Origin of the sequence: Mastigocoleus sp. MO_188.B34, from assembly GCF_030065675.1 — a bacterium.
GTDB lineage: Bacteria > Cyanobacteriota > Cyanobacteriia > Cyanobacteriales > Nostocaceae > Mastigocoleus.
Genome location: NZ_JASJDK010000036.1, coordinates 1 through 18,435, shown reverse-complemented (window position 1 = coordinate 18,435; position 18,435 = coordinate 1). Strand labels below are relative to the sequence as shown.

General features: G+C 36.7%; 11 protein-coding genes. 5 read left to right on the top strand and 6 right to left on the bottom strand.

What is annotated here, in order from left to right; all coding sequences use genetic code 11:
- Positions 1–43 precede the first annotated feature (43 nt).
- Positions 44–2,032: a GAF domain-containing sensor histidine kinase gene (locus QNJ50_RS11105; RefSeq protein WP_300635248.1), complete on the top strand. Its 1,989-nt coding sequence runs from the start codon at positions 44–46 to the stop codon at positions 2,030–2,032.
- A gap of 391 nt (positions 2,033–2,423) precedes the next feature.
- On the opposite strand, the gene QNJ50_RS11100 is transcribed toward QNJ50_RS11105, so the two are convergent.
- Positions 2,424–3,302 (bottom strand): hypothetical protein, encoded by an 879-nt coding sequence (locus tag QNJ50_RS11100; protein ID WP_300635246.1) that lies wholly within the window; start codon positions 3,300–3,302, stop codon positions 2,424–2,426.
- A gap of 126 nt (positions 3,303–3,428) precedes the next feature.
- Here QNJ50_RS11100 and QNJ50_RS11095 point away from each other — a divergent pair, with 126 nt between their 5' ends.
- From QNJ50_RS11095 to QNJ50_RS11080, 4 genes are all read left to right on the top strand, one after another.
- Positions 3,429–4,421 (top strand): metallophosphoesterase, encoded by a 993-nt coding sequence (locus tag QNJ50_RS11095; protein ID WP_300635245.1) that lies wholly within the window; start codon positions 3,429–3,431, stop codon positions 4,419–4,421.
- A gap of 17 nt (positions 4,422–4,438) precedes the next feature.
- Positions 4,439–5,692 (top strand): AAA family ATPase, encoded by a 1,254-nt coding sequence (locus QNJ50_RS11090; protein ID WP_300635244.1) that lies wholly within the window; start codon positions 4,439–4,441, stop codon positions 5,690–5,692.
- Positions 5,689–6,336 (top strand): retron system putative HNH endonuclease, encoded by a 648-nt coding sequence (locus tag QNJ50_RS11085; RefSeq protein WP_300635243.1) that lies wholly within the window; start codon positions 5,689–5,691, stop codon positions 6,334–6,336. The genes QNJ50_RS11090 and QNJ50_RS11085 overlap by 4 nt, the downstream gene beginning before the upstream one ends.
- 496 nt (positions 6,337–6,832) lie before the next feature.
- Positions 6,833–9,022 (top strand): pentapeptide repeat-containing protein, encoded by a 2,190-nt coding sequence (locus tag QNJ50_RS11080; protein WP_300635242.1) that lies wholly within the window; start codon positions 6,833–6,835, stop codon positions 9,020–9,022.
- A 97-nt stretch (positions 9,023–9,119) separates the two neighbouring features.
- Here the strand turns inward: QNJ50_RS11080 and pcrA are convergent, their stop codons facing one another.
- From pcrA to QNJ50_RS11055, 5 genes are all read right to left on the bottom strand, one after another.
- Entirely contained in the window at positions 9,120–11,447 is a 2,328-nt protein-coding gene (gene pcrA / locus QNJ50_RS11075; RefSeq protein ID WP_300635241.1) for a DNA helicase PcrA, read from the bottom strand.
- A gap of 102 nt (positions 11,448–11,549) precedes the next feature.
- Entirely contained in the window at positions 11,550–12,332 is a 783-nt protein-coding gene (locus QNJ50_RS11070) for an N-formylglutamate amidohydrolase (RefSeq protein WP_300635239.1), read from the bottom strand.
- 140 nt (positions 12,333–12,472) lie between these two features.
- Positions 12,473–14,155, bottom strand: coding sequence for an ATP-binding protein (locus QNJ50_RS11065; protein WP_300635238.1), 1,683 nt, complete (start codon positions 14,153–14,155; stop codon positions 12,473–12,475).
- Between the two features lie 906 nt (positions 14,156–15,061).
- The gene (gene metK / locus QNJ50_RS11060) at positions 15,062–16,327 is read right to left on the bottom strand and encodes a methionine adenosyltransferase (protein ID WP_300635237.1); all 1,266 of its coding nucleotides are present in this window, start codon (positions 16,325–16,327) and stop codon (positions 15,062–15,064) included.
- Positions 16,328–16,618: 291 nt separating this feature from the next.
- On the bottom strand, positions 16,619–17,623 hold the full coding sequence (locus QNJ50_RS11055) for a phosphoribulokinase (RefSeq protein WP_300635235.1): 1,005 nt from the start codon (positions 17,621–17,623) through the stop codon (positions 16,619–16,621).
- Positions 17,624–18,435 lie beyond the last annotated feature (812 nt).

Here is an 18,435-nt window from a genome sequence, read left to right as displayed (position 1 = left end):
CGACTGCAGCTAACTTCTCTCATCAAATCATCAAAACTTGAAAATGCTTGGTTCTCCCGATTTAAGCTTTTCTCGAACCTTGTCTTTGGGTGTATTTAATCAACTTGTAGAATTATTAGACCAAATGGCTCAAGGTGTAGGAAAAGCAAATTTTGTCATCATCACAGATGCTATCATTGCGCGGATACCTACACCCACTCACTGGGCAAAAAAAAGGTTTAAACTCCTACTATCTGACGGTTTTAGCGCCTTATTGCTGGGAAATCCAGAAGTCGGGGACAGGGAAGCTGCAAAAATTCCTGCGAAGGAAAGTGAATATTTATCTTTGAACGCACAGTTGATATTTGATGCAGATCTAATCTCTGCTTTCCTGATGGAGTTAAGAGACTTGTTTTGTCATGATTCCATAACTTTTCAAGAAATTGAGCGCTATCAGCAAATCATTTCTCCTAATAGTGCCGAGCTCCAAAGCAAATTTACTTTGTTGCTATTAGAGTATCTCCTATCAGAAGAAAACCAAGATTCACTAACCAAAAGTTCATCATATTCTCATCTTGCTTTTCAGGAAGTAGAACAAGCTTTAAAAAAGCAAATAGCTCAAGAGCAACTTTTAAATCAAGTCACAACTCAAATCCGTAAAAGTGTAGATTTATCAGTGATTATGGCTACAGCATTGGCGGAGGTGAGGGAGTTTTTAGAATTAGATAGATTGGTAATTTATAAATTTGAGTATTCAATTGATCCTTCAAAGTTTAAATCTCAAAACTTTAAATCTCAAAATACTTCCACATCACCTTTGAATTTACAAGAGCAAGACACTCCACAAGAACAGGAAAATTTACAGCAACCAGACAAATTCAAAGATTTTACTCGCAGCCAAGGATATATTGTTTACGAAGTTTGTGGTGATGATGCAATCCCTTCAGTGTTGAATTACCGAGAACGAAATTGTTTTACACCGACCTCTAAATGTTGGAATAAATATTGTAATGGTTTTACTTTAGCTGTAAATGATATCGAAGAAACCTATTATTTAGAAGATTGTTTGTTGAATTTTTTACGGGAAATTAAAGTAAGAGCGAAATTAGCATCCCCAATTATGTTTGAAGAAAATCTTTGGGGATTACTGATTGCTCATCAATGTCATAGACCACGTAATTGGAGTGATAGTGAAAAAAATTTATTGACTTCAATTGCAGAACAACTAGCAATTGCAATTCATCAATCCGAACTAATGAATTTTCTCACAAAAGAAAAGCAAAGTTTAGAAAAAAGAGTTAAAGAGAAAACTAACGCTTTACATGATGCTTTAGTTGCTGCTGAATCTGCAAGTCGTTTGAGAAATGAATTTTTAGCTACCATTAGTCATGAATTACTAACGCCATTGACCTACGTAATTGGGATGTCTTCTACCTTACTGAGGTGGTCTTTTGGAGATTTGAGTCAACGACAGCGAGATTATCTGCAAACAATCCACGATAGTGGCGAGCATTTATTAGAAATGATTAATGATATTCTCAACCTATCTCAAATTGAAGCTGGAAAAGCCGTTTTAAATATTACAGAATTTTCTCTGAACAAATCAATCGAAACAGCAGTTAAAACAGTTGCAGAAAAAGCCATAAAACAAAAGATTAATTTAATTTTAGATTCACAAATTGAATTAACACAAGATAAATTTCAAGCTGATTATCCCCGCATACAACAAATATTGTGGAATTTATTAACTAATGCAATTAAATTTACCTCTGAAGGTGGTGATGTAGTTTTACGTCTGTGGATGGAAGGTAAGACTGCTATTTTTCAGGTGGAAGATACAGGAATTGGAATTCCCGTGGAACAGCTACCCCTGTTATTTGAAAAGTTTCATCAACTGGATACCCCTTACCGACGTCGCTATGGGGGTACGGGGTTGGGTTTAGCTTTGACTAAGCAACTGGTGGAGTTACATCGCGGTCGAATTGAAGTTGAGTCGAGTGTTGGGGTTGGATCGGTTTTTACTGTTTGGATACCTTATCAGCAGAGTAAGTAGTTTGGGAACTAGGGATTGGGGATTAGGGATTGGGTACTTAAGGGATGTGGATTAAATAAAGTACAAAAGTAGGGTGCTGTTAGCATCGCGTAACGCACCATTGCAAATTTCAAAATTACAGGTTATTAAATTCTTATTCCTAAATAATTTTCAAATCTGCACAAAGTAGCAGGTGCAAATATATTATTGGTGTTAGTAACATCACAAGCAGAGGTGTAGAATGCTATGCCCATTTAAGATGTGCTCAACAAAGGCAAAATACTGCAGAAGCACTTTAATGAATAAATTGCATATCAATCATAATTTATTAGAGACGCGGCATGCCGCGTCTCTACATGATTTTTAATTTACTGAACTTGTTGAGATTCGTTTGTAGGTCTAATTCTGACTTCTACCTTTTGAGAATAATCATTTTACTTCCCACAACAGGGTTACGCGCTATGAGCTTATTTTTGGAATCGGTAATTTCTAGGTGAACAAAATCAAGCTCTTTGGAGCGTTCTAGGATTTCTGCTGCAAGTTTATCTTGGTCTGGATGGGTGAGAGAGTACCAATCATCACTAATTTTCAAGGTCAGGGTACTACTAGCAAAATCAACTCGGACAGCATCAATCGGATTACTAGAAAAAGTTTCAATTTCGGTGTCTTCGTGCAGACTAGCGATCGCTTCTGTAATTTGATTTTCAATTATCGCAAACAATTTGTGTTCCAGGGTTAATACTGGGGTTGATTGTTGTTTTTTTTCTATAGTTTGTTTTTTGTCTAAATTTGCAGAAGTTTTTTCTTGTGGTAGAGAAGATGAAGCTTTTGGGGTTTGTAAACTCGTATTTTTTAACTGTGATTTATTTTGTTCTGTTAGAACTGGAGATTGAGCGATTTGTTGTTTCGGTGGTGCGATCGATTTAACTGATTCTGTTTTTGGAGTTATTTGGGAATCAGAAGCTTGTTCTGGGGTCGGAACAGTCGCGATCGCCTTGGATTTGGGACTAAAGGTATTTACACTTATACCGACAACTAGGAAAGTGATCGCGATCACAATTCCTGTTAAAGCCCGATCTGACAACTTTGCAGCTATATTTTCTGGTAAAAGGGAACGAATTTTAACTAAAGCGCCATTCCAAATCGACTGGAGTTTTTCAAGAACACTAGGTGTTGGTGACGGGTTAATTGTCTGACCCAAAAATGGTTCTCGATCCTCTGAATAACTGTCTTCCAGTTCTGGACTTGATGGCGATTGTGGCGATTGTGAATTTGGCTTTTCTTGTGACATGGAAGTTTCCTAGAAAACAGCGGATCGAAAAAAAATAAGATAAATTCGGGAAGTGCATCACATCTTCAGCCATAATTTATCACTTGACTACTTTTGGTCAAGTTGTTGAATTATTAATTATCAGATATGTCATTAAAACGACGTAAATTTATATCTCTGGGTAGTTTTAGTTTTATTAATTTTATTAACTCTGGATCTATTAAATCTGGATCTATTAAATTTGGACCGGCTTATCTTGCTAGTAGTATAACTACTTTTAATCGCCCAATTTTTGCTTCAGAATTACAATCCCAAATTTCTAGCAAGGACAGATCTAACAAAAATGATTTACTTTTACGATTTATATCCGTAGCTGATACGGGAACTGGTGGAGATGGTCAGTATTCTGTAGCACAATCTATGATAAATTATCGCCGTCAAAATCCTTACAATCTGGTTATTTTAGCTGGAGATAATATTTATACAAACGGTGAAATTGAAAAGATTAATTCCGTTTTTGAGCGTCCCTATGCTTCCTTACTGAAGCAAGGTATAAAGTTTTATTCTGTTTTAGGAAACCACGATATCCGAACTGCAAATGGCGAGCCCCAAGTTAAATATTTTGGGTTTAATATGCAGGGAAGATACTATACTTTTTATCACGGTTCCGTACAATTTTTTGCTTTAGATACTAACCATAATGCTGATTGGCAAAATCAACTTATCTGGTTAGAAAAAGAACTGAGCAATAGCAAAGCAATTTGGAAAATTGTTTTTGGACACCATCAAATTTATTCATCAGGGGTTTATGGAGTAAATAAACCTTTTATTGATGTCTTAACTCCATTATTTCAAAAGTATGGCGTTCAGCTTTATATTAACGGACACGAGCATAATTATGAGCGTACCCGTCCAATAAATGGTACGACTTATATGGTATGTGGTGGTGGTGCTAATACTCGTCCGGTAGGACGTTCCGAATGGACTGAATATTCTGCAAGTAAATTAAGTTTTGCTGCATACAATGTATACGCAGATCGGATAGAAATTAGCGGAATTGGTACTGACAATGAAGTTTTTGACCGAGGTGTAATTCCATTAAATTCAGGTCATTTGCAGGTTAATTCCAGATTAATTTAATCAAATTAATTTCAAGCATGAAAATCAAACATATAAAAATGCACTCTTTTCGGGGGGTTAGCGATATGACCCTAGAATTCCAAGAGTGCGAACCTAACGTGTTTATTGGTATTAATGGCGTTGGTAAATCTAGTATTCTTGATTGCATCGCCATTCTTCTTTCTCGGTATACCAGTCCGATTCAATACCCCAGCACTTCAGGTAGATTATTTCGAGAACAAGATATCAGAGATGGATGTCAAGAAACATGTAATGAAATAACAGTTACAACTACGGAAGGTGACGTAACTTGGTCCTTTGGAAAACTCCAAAAAAAACGTAGTAAAAATAGTAGTACTGATTTAACACAATTACGTAAATTAATTGAATCGACCCAGGATCATCTGAAGACTGACCCAAATTTTAATTTAACTGTCATAGTTCATTATTGTGTAAATCGTGCTGTTGTTGATATTCCTTTAAGAGTTAGGAAAAAACATTCTGTAGATCGAGTAACAGCTTACGAAGAATCCCTACATGGTACGAAAATAAACTTTAATAACTTCTTTCAGTGGTTTAGAAAGTGGGAAGACTTGGAGAATGAAGAGAGAAGAGATGATGCTAATTATACCAATCATCAATTAGAAGTTGTTCGACAGGCTATTTATTCTCTAATTCCAGGATTATCCGATTTGAGAATTCGTCGTTCCCCTCTGAGAATGACAGTGAAGAAGCAGGAGCGAGAACTCAATGTTAGTCAACTTTCCGATGGAGAAAAATGTCTCCTTGCAATGGTGGGAGATTTAGCAAGACGTTTAGCGATCGCAAACCCTGGACTTGAAGAACCTTTAGAAGGGAATGGTATTGTTTTAATTGATGAAATTGAACTACATTTACATCCCCAATGGCAAAGGGAAATTATTCCGGCTTTAAGTAAAACTTTTCCTAATTGTCAGTTTATTGTTACTACCCATTCACCCCAGGTAATTAGCCACGTTAAACCTGAGGGAATTCATATTATTGAAAGTACAGCAGAAGGTATCGTCGCACTGAAACCTGAAAATTCTTTTGGTAGAGATACCAATTGTATTTTGGAGGACTTAATGGAGGTTCCCGAAAGACCTCAAGAAATTAAAAATAGCTTGCAGCAGTTATTCAAATTTATTGATGAAGGAGATTTGGAAGGTGCAAAACAATTACGTCGGGATTTAGCTGTCCAGATTGGGGAAGATGAACCGGAATTTGTCCACGCTGATGTTCTAATTCGTCGCAAGGAAATTCTCAACAAATGAAATATATCCGCAAGGATCCAGAACCAGGTAGTTTGACTAGCTATAATCACAGACTCGGGAATAAAAAGCTTCCGAATTGGAGATCCTTTAATAAATCAGTCAAAACTGATGTGTATCATGCTCTGTTAAAGGAACAAGGTCACATTTGTTGCTACTGTGGAATTCGTATCTTCAGAAAAAATTGTCACATCGAACATTATCGACCGAAGAGTCAATACAAACATTTAACCTTCAACTATACCAATTTGATAGCTTCTTGTCAGGGAGAAGATGAGCAAAGACCAACCAAACCAGTCCACTGTGGTCATAAAAAGGGTGGTTGGTTTGATGAGGATTTAATGATTTCCCCCTTAGACCCAAATTGTACAGATTATTTTAAATACACAGGTTATGGGGAAATTTTAGCCGCAGACAATCCCGACAAACAAGATGCAGCTGAAACTACGATCGCAAAACTTGCTTTGAATATCAATAAACTGACAAAAATGCGCAGAAAGGCGATAGATGCAGCATTACAAATAGTTGAAGGGCTAGATGATGGAGAGATACAAACTCTCGCCCAAGCCTATCAAGAAATGGATTCCGAGGGACAATATACGCCTTTTTGGGCTGCTGTTACCTATACATTTAAGCAATATTTTTAGTCCTTTATATTCATGATTATAGGACTTATGCAACCGGCACATTTTTCTTGTAGGGTGCGTGACACAAGCGAGTTAACCTGAACGTATTAATAAGGTTTTGAGTGTCACGCACCACCGGTGTATTGTGACTATTGCGTAAGTCCTGGATTAGTTTAGAAATTTATGCACAATTAAATAATTTACACTGCTAAAATTTATTTTTCCAAGTATTTACAATTGATGTAGTAATGTGTATAAATGCAGTTTTAATATTCTTGCTGCAGACAAATATTCATGTCTAAAAATAACTTTATATATTTTGTAATGGTTAAAATACAAATGTATTTTTAGTAAAAATTAGAATTATCTTAAACTAGAATAATTAGACTTGTAAGCAAGTATTTAAATTTAGAAGATTTAAATTTCTAAGATTCTGAATTGTATCCATATACGGGTGATTTCGTAAGCATAATGCATCAAAATTAACAGATAGACTAATCTGTTAATATAACTACTTATGCCTATTGAAAGATTATTTGGTCAAGAACCAGAAGAAAACGATTTTAGTGGTCAAGACCTCAGATATGCAGACTTTCATTATAAAAATCTCCAAGGTGCAAATTTTCAAAATGCAAATCTTGAAGGTGCAAATTTCCAAGATTCAAATCTACAAAAAGCTGATTTTACAAGAGCTAAACTTCAAGGAGCTAACTTTAAAGATGTAGAGCTTCAAGGTGTAAATTTTCAAGATGCGCAGTTAAAAAATGCTGATTTTTGTAGAGCAGATTTGCGAGGAAGTAATTTTGAGCAAGCTAATCTTCAAAATGTGGATTTACAAGAAACCCGACTAGGTGGAGTAAATTTTCAAGGTGCGGATTTAAGAGGTGCTAATTTCAAAGGTAGTCAAATTAGCGTCACAACAAAATTTGATCGCAAATGGAAACTTGTTTGGGAAATTGTAAATAAAAGCGTTGTAGGTCGAGATTTAAAACAAGTTGACTTGGAAGAAGCAAATTTGAGTGAAGCAATGCTTGAGAAAGCCGATCTTGAAGGAGCTAATCTTCAAAAAGTAAATCTCCAAGGAGCTAACCTTGAAGGGTCAAATATTAGGGAAGCAAACCTCCAAGGTGCGGATCTAAGTTATGCAAATCTTCTAGGTTGCGATCTTCGTTCGAGCAATCTCCAAGAAGGAAATCTAAGTTACGCAAATCTATATCATGCAAATCTACGAACAGCTAATCTGAAAGGAACCAATCTCAAAAATACTGAAATTAGTAATGAAACTCAGCTAGACCCTAAGTGGAAGCTAGTTCAAGAATTGGTTAGCCAGATTATTCCCGATCGTGATGTAACTGCGATTTTGCGAGAAAAAAAATTAGACTTGCAAGATGCTAATCTCCAAAATGCTTATTTGGAAGGAGCTAATCTTCAAGAAGTCGATTTGAAAGGTGCAAATCTCCAAGGAGCTAATCTCCAACAAGCCAAACTTTGGGGAGCAGATTTACAAAATACTAATTTTTCAGAAGCAAATTTACAGCAAGCAGATTTACGGGAAACTAAATTTCTTCCCCAAGCTAATTTCTTTAAAGCGAATCTACAAAAAGCTAATTTAGTTGAAATTACTTTGCAAGCAGCTAACCTCCAAGCAGCTAATTTAGAAAAAGCCGAACTAAAATCTGCAGATTTGCGAGGAGCTAATCTCCAAGAAGCTAATTTGCGAGAAGCACATATCCAAGGAAGCATTTTAGAAAAAGCTAATCTCCAAAAAGCAAACTTAGAAAATGCTTATATTCGCAGAGCATTTCTACAAGAATCCCAACTACAGCAAGCAAACCTAAAAGAAGTTTATCTTTCCAACAGCAATCTCTATAAAGCTCAATTACAAGGTGCAGACTTATACAAAGCTGAATTAGGTAACGCTAATCTTCAAGAAGCTAACCTTGAGGAAGCTAACCTCGAACAAGCTAAACTCAAAGGAGCTAATTTATGGATGGCACATCTTCAGAATGCTAATCTTCAAGGAGCAGAACTGTTAGAAGCAGATTTAAGAGTAGCAGATTTGCGTCGTGCGGTCTTATGTAAAGCCGATCTCCACAAAGCTCATTTACAAGTCGCCGACTTTTATCGAGCAAACTTGGAAGCAACTAAGTTTACAGGAGCGAACTTAGAAAAAGCAATCTTGGAAAAAGCTGTTCTAAAAATAGCCGACTTTCGAGGAGCGAACTTTCGAGGTGCTTATCTACGCAGAGCAAATTTACAAGGAGCAAATCTCCGAGATGCTCAGCTTCAGGAAGCTAACTTATCCGGTGCTGAACTTTATTTTGCAGATCTTTGTGGAACCAATTTTGAGAATACCAATATCGAAATTGCTGATTTTTCTGGCGTAAAGAATCTCACAGCAGAACAAATATTTTTCGCACAAAATTGGAAGCAAGCAAAATACGATCCAGATTTACTTGCCAGAATAGAAATATTGGATTATCAATATAACACCTGTATATTACTATTTTTAATAGTTTTACTTTTGATTATCCGCTCGCGCGAAGATGTAAAGTTAGAGCGCTTGATATTTTATATCTTGTCCTGCTTTACGGTTGAAGTACCCAAGAGTTGTGAAGATGACAAGCATGAACACTCGTCATCCAAAAAGCAAAAGCAGGTAAAAATCACAAAAACTATGAAAGTTATTTTTCCCAACGAGCAATAAGTCATTAGTCGTAGAGACGTAGCATGTGTAGAGACGTAGCATGCTACGTCTCTACAGGAGTCACAAACAATAAGTCAAAACTCATTTGCGATGCAATTTAATTCATCCGTTGTAATTGAGCTACTTGAGGATCGATAATTTTCTGACCCAAACCAGAAAACTTAATTGCTACTGATATTTTTTTACCTCCGCCAAAAACATGTGTAATTTCACCGATACCAAAAGCTTTATGTAAGACTGTTTCCCCAACCTGCCAATTTTGGTTACTATCTACTCCATTAAAAGCAAATGCAGGACTTTTAATTCTACGTTCCATCCGTCTTCGCAATTGAGTAGTTAATAACTCTTCTGGTAACTCGTCGAAAAATTGCGATCGCATAGCTGGTTCTCTACTACCATAAAGACGTCGTTCCCGTGCGTGAGATAAAAATAATCTTTCTTGGGCGCGGGTAATTCCTACATAACAAAGACGACGCTCTTCTTCCAACGCAGCCGGATCATTCATTGAACGGTAGTTAGGAAATAGTCCCTGTTCTAAACCAACTAAAAATACTACGGGAAATTCCAGTCCTTTTGAAGCATGGAGAGTCATTAATGAAACAGCTTCACTTCCTTCTTTAAGGTTATCTAAATCCGAGCTTAAAGCCGTACTCGCAAGAAATGCTTGTAAAGAAACATCGTCGCTATCTTCTTCAAATTGCAATGCGGCGTTATAAAGTTCTTGGACGTTCTGTAACCGATCTTCTGCTTCATCAGTACCTTGGGTTTTCAAATCTTTAATGTAGCCAGATCCTTCCAATACTGCTTGTAAAACTTCTGATACTGAAACTGTTTCGATTTGGGTTTGCCAATCGCCAATCATTGTAGCGAATTTATTCACTGATTTTGTCGAACGTCCCGCCAAGGTATTTACCGAAGTTTCATCGCTAAGTATTTCCCAAAGGTTAACACCTAATTCTTGAGCCGCATTAACTAAGTTATCAACTGTAGCTTTACCAATACCGCGACGAGGAGTATTAATAATTCTTAACAAACTGACCGTATCAGCAGGGTTAGCTAAAGTCCTTAAATAAGCAAGGACATCTTTAATTTCTTTGCGATCATAAAACTTTAATCCCCCAACTACGGAGTAAGGAATACCTTGGCGCACTAAAATATCCTCAAAGGGTCGGGATTGGGCGTTGGTACGGTAGAGAATAGCAAAGCTACCCCAGTTAATATCTGGATTTTCTCGTTCCAAAGTCCGAATTTGGTGAATTGCAAATTCAGCTTCAGCAATTTCATCATCAGCTTTATGAGCATAAATCTGCTCCCCAGAACCACGGGTTGCTTTAAGGATTTTATCAATACGCTGGGTATTATTTTCAATTAGTTCATTAGCAGCTTGAAGAATATTTTCACAGGAACGATAATTTTCCTCCAGCTTCACCATCGTCTGGGTTTCTTCATCTGGTAAACCATCACCGAAATCTTCTTGGAATTCCAGCAAAATTCGGAAATCAGCCATCCGAAATGAATATATGGATTGATCCGCATCTCCAACCACAAATGCAGATCTTTTGTCCCAGTCCCACAAACTCTTATTGGTTTCACCGTTAGTTGCTAACAAACGAATAAGTTCGTATTGAGTACGGTTGGTATCTTGATATTCATCAACTAAAATATGACGAAACTTATAATGCCAATATTCCAATACCTGATCATTTTGCTGGAATAGGCGAACGGGAATCAAAATTAGGTCATCAAAATCGAGAGCATTATTTTCCGCTAGTCTATCTTGATAGATACCATAAACCTGAGCAATGGTTCGACCTTTGTAATCTGGTCGCTCTCGTTCTAATTCCTTGGGTGAAAAACCTTGGTTTTTGGCGTTACTAATTGCATAACGCACCGAACGGGGATTAAATTTTTTATCGTCGAGGTTTAGCTGTTTGGTAACAATTTCCTTAACCAAACTTTGAGCATCAGATTCGTCAAAAATAGAAAAATTACGTTTCCACTGACGTCCTTTTTCATCTTGATATTTTTCGATATCGAAACGAAGAATCCGAGATAGTAAACTGTGGAAAGTTCCACACCACAAATCTTTAATAGTACTTTTATAAACTTGGGATTTTAATTTAGTTTGTTCATATTCTGGCAACAAATCAAATTTTGTAGAATGATACTGCATTGCCAGCTGCTCAGAAAATAATTTCTGAATACGCTCTTTCATTTCCCGTGCAGCCTTATTAGTAAAAGTTACTGCCAGGATATTTTCTGGATTTACCTGATGCTGCAAAATTAGATTGGCGATGCGAAAAGTAAGCGCTCGGGTTTTACCAGAACCCGCACCAGCAACAACTAGCAAGGGACCACAGTGATGTTCTACTGCACGGCGTTGAGAGGGATTGAGGTGACCTAGGAAGTCAGAGGTGGCGTTCATAAGTGGAGCAATTGTAGAATTTTAACTCAAGCAACTGATATGGTATAGCTTTTGTTGTTTAAAGTTAAATATGTTAATCGCTACGGTGAACATTTGAAGCCATTATTTGAATAATTCTGCAATAATTTGAGAAAAAACGTCATAAAACTTTATCTTTGTACCATGAAACTGGGGAATATCCCAAGACGGAGGTTTAGGTAGATCGAGTTGGTCTTCTTGGAGATAAACGTGATACCGAACTTCAATTTGTAGAGTTTCTACATTTGGTATTTGACTGTAATGTCTGGTGATATATCCACCGTTAAAAATTTGGTTACGAACAACTTGATAACCATGTCGAGCAAAATTATTTTCTACAACCCTTATTAAGGATTCTGAGCAACTTTGATTATTAACATTTCCCAAACAAACATCTGCAGTAATCGGTCCAAAAAAGCTGTGTAAGTCCAGAAGGTAAACCTTACCAAATTCTTCCAATTTTTGTTCCACAAGTGCTCTTAAGCATTCATGATAGGAAGTATAATATTTTTTGATACGTTGTTGAATTTGTTCGTTATTGGGTTTTTGTTGGTAAATATCGCGATTAAAAGCCGTTTTTTCTGGAATAACTGATGTCCAAAACGAACCAAAAGTCGGTTCTTTAATCTGACGATTCAAATCCACCACATATCGACTATGGGTTGCTTGAATGACTGTCACCCCAAGACTTGGTAAAAAATCGTATAACTTATCAAGATACCAATCAGTATTTGGTAAAGACTGGAGATGCTCCTCGATAAATTGGGCTGAAATGTCTGAAGGAACGAACATTCCGCTATGAGGAAGATCGGCTATTACAGGTAATTTATTTTCTTGGGGTTGGTAGATTTTAAATATATCGGACATTGTGGTGATTGGCGACTGGGGATTGGTAAATCGCGACAGGAGATTGAGAATTGGGGTAAGTCCGAACCTAACTGCGAATGGAGAAAGAGTAATGAATAAGACCAATTACTCATTACTAATTACTTCTTACTCCTTACTAATTACTCATTAATCAGTGGTAAACGAACAGTAAAAGTAGAACCGACTCCCGGTTCGCTATCCACATAAATATCCCCACCCATCATCAAACAAAAATGACGGCTAATTGCTAAACCTAAACCAGTTCCACCATATCTTTTTGTAGTTGAAGCATCCCCTTGAGTAAATGGCTGAAACAACTGCTCTTGTTGTCTTGGCGACATTCCAATCCCAGTATCTTTCACCACGAAAGTAATCATTTGAGAAGTTATATCTTCTACTGAATAGGATTTTAAATCGTCTCTTTGCTTACTCACCACCAAAGATATTTTGCCATTAGTAGTAAATTTAGCAGCATTACTCAGTAAATTTAAGAGTACTTGGCGCATTCTGGTTTGATCGGCATACATCGAACCTAAATCGCGATCACAGTCGATTTCTAGAACATTACCGTTTTTCTCAACCGAGGGCTTAATCGTAAGAATAAGATTATCGATCAATGACGACACTTCAAAAGTTTCTGGGTATAGAGTCATTTTCCCAGCTTCAATTTTTGATAGATCGAGAATGTCATTGATTAATTCCAGCAAATGTTTACCAGCTGTATTGATAGTTTCAAGGTCGGTAATAAAATCTTCGGAAGCACCGAGATCAACCGCATCATCTTGTAAAAGCTGACTCAAGCCAATTACAGCATTTAATGGCGTACGTAATTCATGGCTCACATTTGCCAAAAATTGACTTTTAGCAGTACTTGCAGCTTCTGCTAACTCTTTTGCCTGTTGTAATTCTTTGGTTCTTTCTGAGACTCGCTCAATCAAACGATTAAGTGATTTTGCCAGTAAACCAATTTCATCTTCTGTATTTACAGGCGCTCTTAAATTGAAATTAGATTTTCTTGCAACTTGCTCGGCTACTTGAGTAACTACAATTACAGGTTCGGCGATCGCACGGGATGTACGCCATGCAATTAAAGCTGCTACAGCGACTGAAACCAAGATACTGAGAATAAAAATTAATCTTTCAATCGCCTTAGAACTTTCTAAGGTTTGTTTCGACTCCTTTTCCTGATTTTTAGCAGTTTGTAAGAATCGAGTTAAATTATCCCGAATTCGATGTAATTCTATGACAATCGGACCACCCATTATTTCTTGGAGATTCTTTCGCACCAAGGAATACTGTTGCGGTTGCAATTCTTCTTTATCAATCGTCTCTAGTACTTGTTCGATTTGCTTGACATAATTTTCATAGTTTCTTTCGTAATCTCGTAATAAAAAATTTAAATTTGATGACGTTGCTGCGAGCTTTCCGGGTTTACTGTCAATAAATTTTTGTATTTCCCCTTGGACTTGCTGGGATTTTTTGTAATTTTCGATAAAATCTTCTTTTTTGCGAGCGAGTTTATTTTTATCTTCTACTACGATAGGCAATTGAAAACTTTGTACGAGACCTTCTACTAATGCATCTTTATATTCAGTTAGCATCTGGACTTGGAAATGAGCATGATTTAAACGCCCAATTTCCATTCTTCTGTAATAGTTTGCTATTACCAAACCAGCGAGCGATCCAAAAAAACCAATCCCAATCGCGAGAAAGTAACCGTAACCAATCTTTTGGTGAATTCGCCAAGAACTGGCTTTCAGCTTCCCTCGTGAGGGAAACTCTATAGTCGGTAGTTCGTCTGTCAATTGCTGTTCGGCTGACACTGCTTTACTTTCTGAACTGTTTTGGGAAGCGGTTGGTTTTTGAGGAGGGTATTTTTGAAGTCTTGTATTTTTAAGTCTTATCTTTTTAAGTCCTATATTCTTAAGTTTTATGAAACTCAATCTCCTTCATTACCATTCCGCGAAAATATTACATCAGTATGGGTTGTAAAATCATTTCAACCGCCAACTTAAAAATACTAAATTATTTTCTTTTATAACAGGAACAGATTTATTCAGGCATAGTTCCCCAAAGGTAAATTTATAGCCTAAATCTCCCACCTGTTTTTTCTATAGACTTTCAATATGTTTTCTCAAGCCCATATCTTAATAGATATACCCACATAATTTCTCAGCCTACGATATGATTCCCGGATAAACCAATATAATTTGTACCATACACTCAAACTAAATCAGTCATAGTACATAGACGCGGAGGTCGGAGTCTTTTTTATTGGAAAATGTATTTTGAAACATCATTACTTAGGGGAGGATAATATTTCCTATTGTGTCCCGTATACAAATGAATTTTTCAAAATACGGTATTTGCGAATATCTCAAAGTTTGAGACCTACAAACATTATTACGGGTTAATTTAACTAATATATATGCTATGTCGTTAATAAAAATAATAATTTTTTCTAAATTTCAGATGAATATAGTATATACATTAGCCAGTTTTCAGGTAAAAATACTTGAGTCTATATATACATGAATGACATTGTTCTGCCAGGTTGTTGGTTGAACAGCTTATTATAGTCAGGGTTAGTTGAGAGAATTCATTAAAAGTAAAACAGGAAAAACCTCATAAAAAAGAGTATAGACAAAAAACTCAAAAGTTTTATCTACACTCAAAAATTAATTAATAACTAACTTAAGTTGTCAAAAGTTCAAGTTGTAAAGGTTTATTTAAACTCTTACACCCGCAGAAAGTAAATTTTGTGCAGCAGCTTTTAATTCTGCAGCTTTGTCAGTACGTTCCCAGGGCAAGTCTAAATCGTCTCGCCCAAAGTGACCATAAGCCGCGACGTCCTGATAAAAACGTCCGCCTCGATCACCAGGTAATGTACGTAAGCCAAAAGTATGAATAATTCCTGCTGGACGCAGTTCAAAATTCTCTTCTACTAATTTAAGCAAAGTGTCTTCATCCACTTTACTGGTACCAAAAGTCTCAACAAAGATACTCACGGGACGAGCAACCCCGATCGCATAACTTAGTTGTACTTCACACTTATCAGCTAAGCCGGCAGCTACAATATTTTTAGCTACGTAGCGACAAGCATAAGCAGCAGAACGATCTACCTTGGTGGGGTCTTTACCGGAAAAAGCACCACCGCCATGACGGGAATAACCACCGTAAGTATCAACAATAATCTTACGTCCGGTCAAGCCAGAGTCTCCTTGAGGTCCACCAACCACAAATTTACCTGTGGGGTTTACCAAAAAGCGAGTATTAGCATCTGGTTTAATTTGAACGTCACCAAATACTGGCTCTACTACCGCAGTTAACAGGTCTTGCCTAATTTTGGCTTGGATCTGGGCATCGTCGGTAATATCGCCAATACTAGCTGCATGCTGAGTAGAGATTAGGATTGTGTCAATTCCAGCCGGACGTCCGTCTTCGTAAACGACTGTGACTTGAGTTTTACCATCAGGACGTAGATATCCCAGTTGACCTGTTTTGCGTACAGCAGTTAATCGGCGAGCAAGTTTGTGTGCCAAACTAATTGGCAAAGGCATTAGTTCGGGAGTCTCATTACAAGCAAAACCGAACATGATACCTTGGTCGCCAGCACCAATTTTATCAAACAAGTCTTCACTATTTTCTTCGCGGGTTTCGCTTGCGGTGTCTACGCCTTGAGCAATATCTGGTGACTGTTCGTCTAATGCTACAAGTACTGTACAGCTTTGGGAACAAAAACCATTATCGGCGTTGATATAGCCAATTTCTGCTACTTTTTTACGTGTTATCTCGGCATAATTTACATGCGCTTTGCTTGTAATTTCGCCAGTGATTAATACCAAGCCAGTATTCACGACTACTTCAGCTGCTACGCGGCTGCTAGGGTCAGCAGCGAGCAAAGTATCCAAAATAGTATCAGAAATCTGATCGCAGATTTTGTCAGGATGACCTTCTGTGACTGACTCGGAGGTGAAGAGATAGCGATTAGACAACAGCAATTCCTCCATTTTTTATGTTATTTGGAACACTAAATATTTTCATTTAGCTTAAATATCCAATCTTCCAAATCATAACAATTTTTTTACAACTAAATATTGCTATTTCAATATAGTTGTTTCAATTCTGAAAATCATTTTTTAATTTTCTAAAAAGATTTGACATTTGTGACTTTTTGATGTGCGATACCTACTCGCCAAATTTGAGATCAAAAATTAGATCAAAAATTTAGATAAAAAAAGGACACCTCTGAAGGTACCCTAACTACTAGCCTAAATATTTAAAATTTAGACTTTAGCTGCCATTTTTGCTTCTTGAGATGTTAATTTCTCATATGCCGCACGCATTTTTAAACCTGTCAACACTTGGAATAGTCCCGTACCATTATTAGACCCAGGATACTCTCTGTGTTGTAACAATAAATGGGTCATTTCACCTTCATACTTAGTAGAGGTGTTGCTAAGATGGGTTTCAATGTAGATAACTTCATCCAGATTATCGAATTGACCATCTATTTCCAAAACTGAAACGTAACGGCCATAATAAACATCGGAACCGTAGTAAACTTGCATTCCGGGATAGGAACAAGTTAGTTTTCTGCCACAAGGGGTCCAATTGATGGTAGAACCTTCATCAAATAGATATACTGGTTCAAAGCCTTCTGTATCTTCCCTCTGTAGCATTCTTACTCGTAGAACCTTCCGTTCTTTATCATCCTTGATTAGATTGGTTGGTAAGACTTGTAATACGACATCCGCAAACTCTCTTTGTGGTTCAATATATTTTTGGAAATCGGGTTTACGAGAATTGATAGCCGCGAGAACATCTTCGTAGCGATGACCACGCTCAGCCATATCTCGCTGAATCTTCCAAGCAATTTTTACTTCATCACTAATGTCCAAATAAACGCTAAAATCGAGCAGTGATCGCACGCGCTCGTCGTACAAAGGATGTAATCCTTCCACAACAATGATATGATTTGGTTCTACTCGTTCAGGGGGATCAATTTCCCCTGTTTCGTGATTATATATAGGTTTATCAATGGGTTGTCCTTCTTTGAGCGCCTTGATTTGCTCGTACATCAAATCAAAGTTGTTTGCTCTGGGGTCAAGGGCTGTAATACCTGTTGCTTTTCTTTGTTTTCTGTCTAATGAATGATAGTCATCTAAACAGATAACTGTCATCAACTCTTCACCAAAAAGATCTATTAGACGACGTAAAAAAGTGGATTTTCCACAACCAGAATCTCCGGCGACTCCAATTAAGACCACACGTTCCGGCTTACTTATCATAAATCTCCTTTAGTTTAGTAAAGATGAGTCAATCAATAATTTTTCACACAACTATTTAACAAGATAGGAATTCATCCCCAAGGTCTGCTCTATCTCGATGTAACTCAGCAAGTCCATTAAAAACGTGTAGGGAGACAATAAAGTAACAATTATCACCCTTGCATCCAAGCTTTATTGGCCGCTGGTAAGTATTTAATCCTAGTTATATATGGGATCTTAACAGAATGAGGTATTCTATACAAGATTTGATGTCAATCCAAATTTGGCATTTTTTTGGGTGCGTCAGATTTTATCTCTGTTGTTAGCTATATGGGCGTCAAGACCTTCACTTACACAAGCTATTATCCCTGCAGAGATAGTTATTTTGCGATAAATAAAGATCGGGACAAAAAGTCCTAGTTAATAGTTGAATTATGGATATTTTTTTTCAAAAATGATTGATTATTTCATTTTTGATTTCATTTGTGACAATGTTACTTTTGTTGCACTTAGATTTTGATAATGCAGTATTTAAACTAGTATGTAAAAATCAAAAAAGAAAAACTTATTACTTTTCTTATTCTGGAATGCTAAAGATTTTCTACCGGAAAGTCTTTAGCTCTCACCCAAAGTCTTAAATTCTGAGTTTTCAACTCCAAATCCAGGCTCTTAGCCCATTTTCTCTTAAAGCTGAATTAAAACTTATAAAGTTCAAAGCTTGAAGTTCAAAGTTTTTACTCAAAGTCTTAAATCAAAATTTTGAACTTGAAATTTTATTTACCTTAAAATTTTAAGTTTTGTATGGTTTTAAGTTTTATATGAGTTTTGGATTT

What these genes read in the sequence shown, in the direction of transcription:
- QNJ50_RS11105 (WP_300635248.1), top strand. Translation starts at nt 44, where the DNA reads ATGCTTGGTTCTCCCGATTTAAGCTTTTCTCGAACCTTGTCTTTGGGT.
- QNJ50_RS11100 (WP_300635246.1), bottom strand. Translation starts at nt 3,302, where the DNA reads ATGTCACAAGAAAAGCCAAATTCACAATCGCCACAATCGCCATCAAGT.
- QNJ50_RS11095 (WP_300635245.1), top strand. Translation starts at nt 3,429, where the DNA reads ATGTCATTAAAACGACGTAAATTTATATCTCTGGGTAGTTTTAGTTTT.
- QNJ50_RS11090 (WP_300635244.1), top strand. Translation starts at nt 4,439, where the DNA reads ATGAAAATCAAACATATAAAAATGCACTCTTTTCGGGGGGTTAGCGAT.
- QNJ50_RS11085 (WP_300635243.1), top strand. Translation starts at nt 5,689, where the DNA reads ATGAAATATATCCGCAAGGATCCAGAACCAGGTAGTTTGACTAGCTAT.
- QNJ50_RS11080 (WP_300635242.1), top strand. Translation starts at nt 6,833, where the DNA reads ATGCCTATTGAAAGATTATTTGGTCAAGAACCAGAAGAAAACGATTTT.
- pcrA (WP_300635241.1), bottom strand. Translation starts at nt 11,447, where the DNA reads ATGAACGCCACCTCTGACTTCCTAGGTCACCTCAATCCCTCTCAACGC.
- QNJ50_RS11070 (WP_300635239.1), bottom strand. Translation starts at nt 12,332, where the DNA reads ATGTCCGATATATTTAAAATCTACCAACCCCAAGAAAATAAATTACCT.
- QNJ50_RS11055 (WP_300635235.1), bottom strand. Translation starts at nt 17,623, where the DNA reads ATGATAAGTAAGCCGGAACGTGTGGTCTTAATTGGAGTCGCCGGAGAT.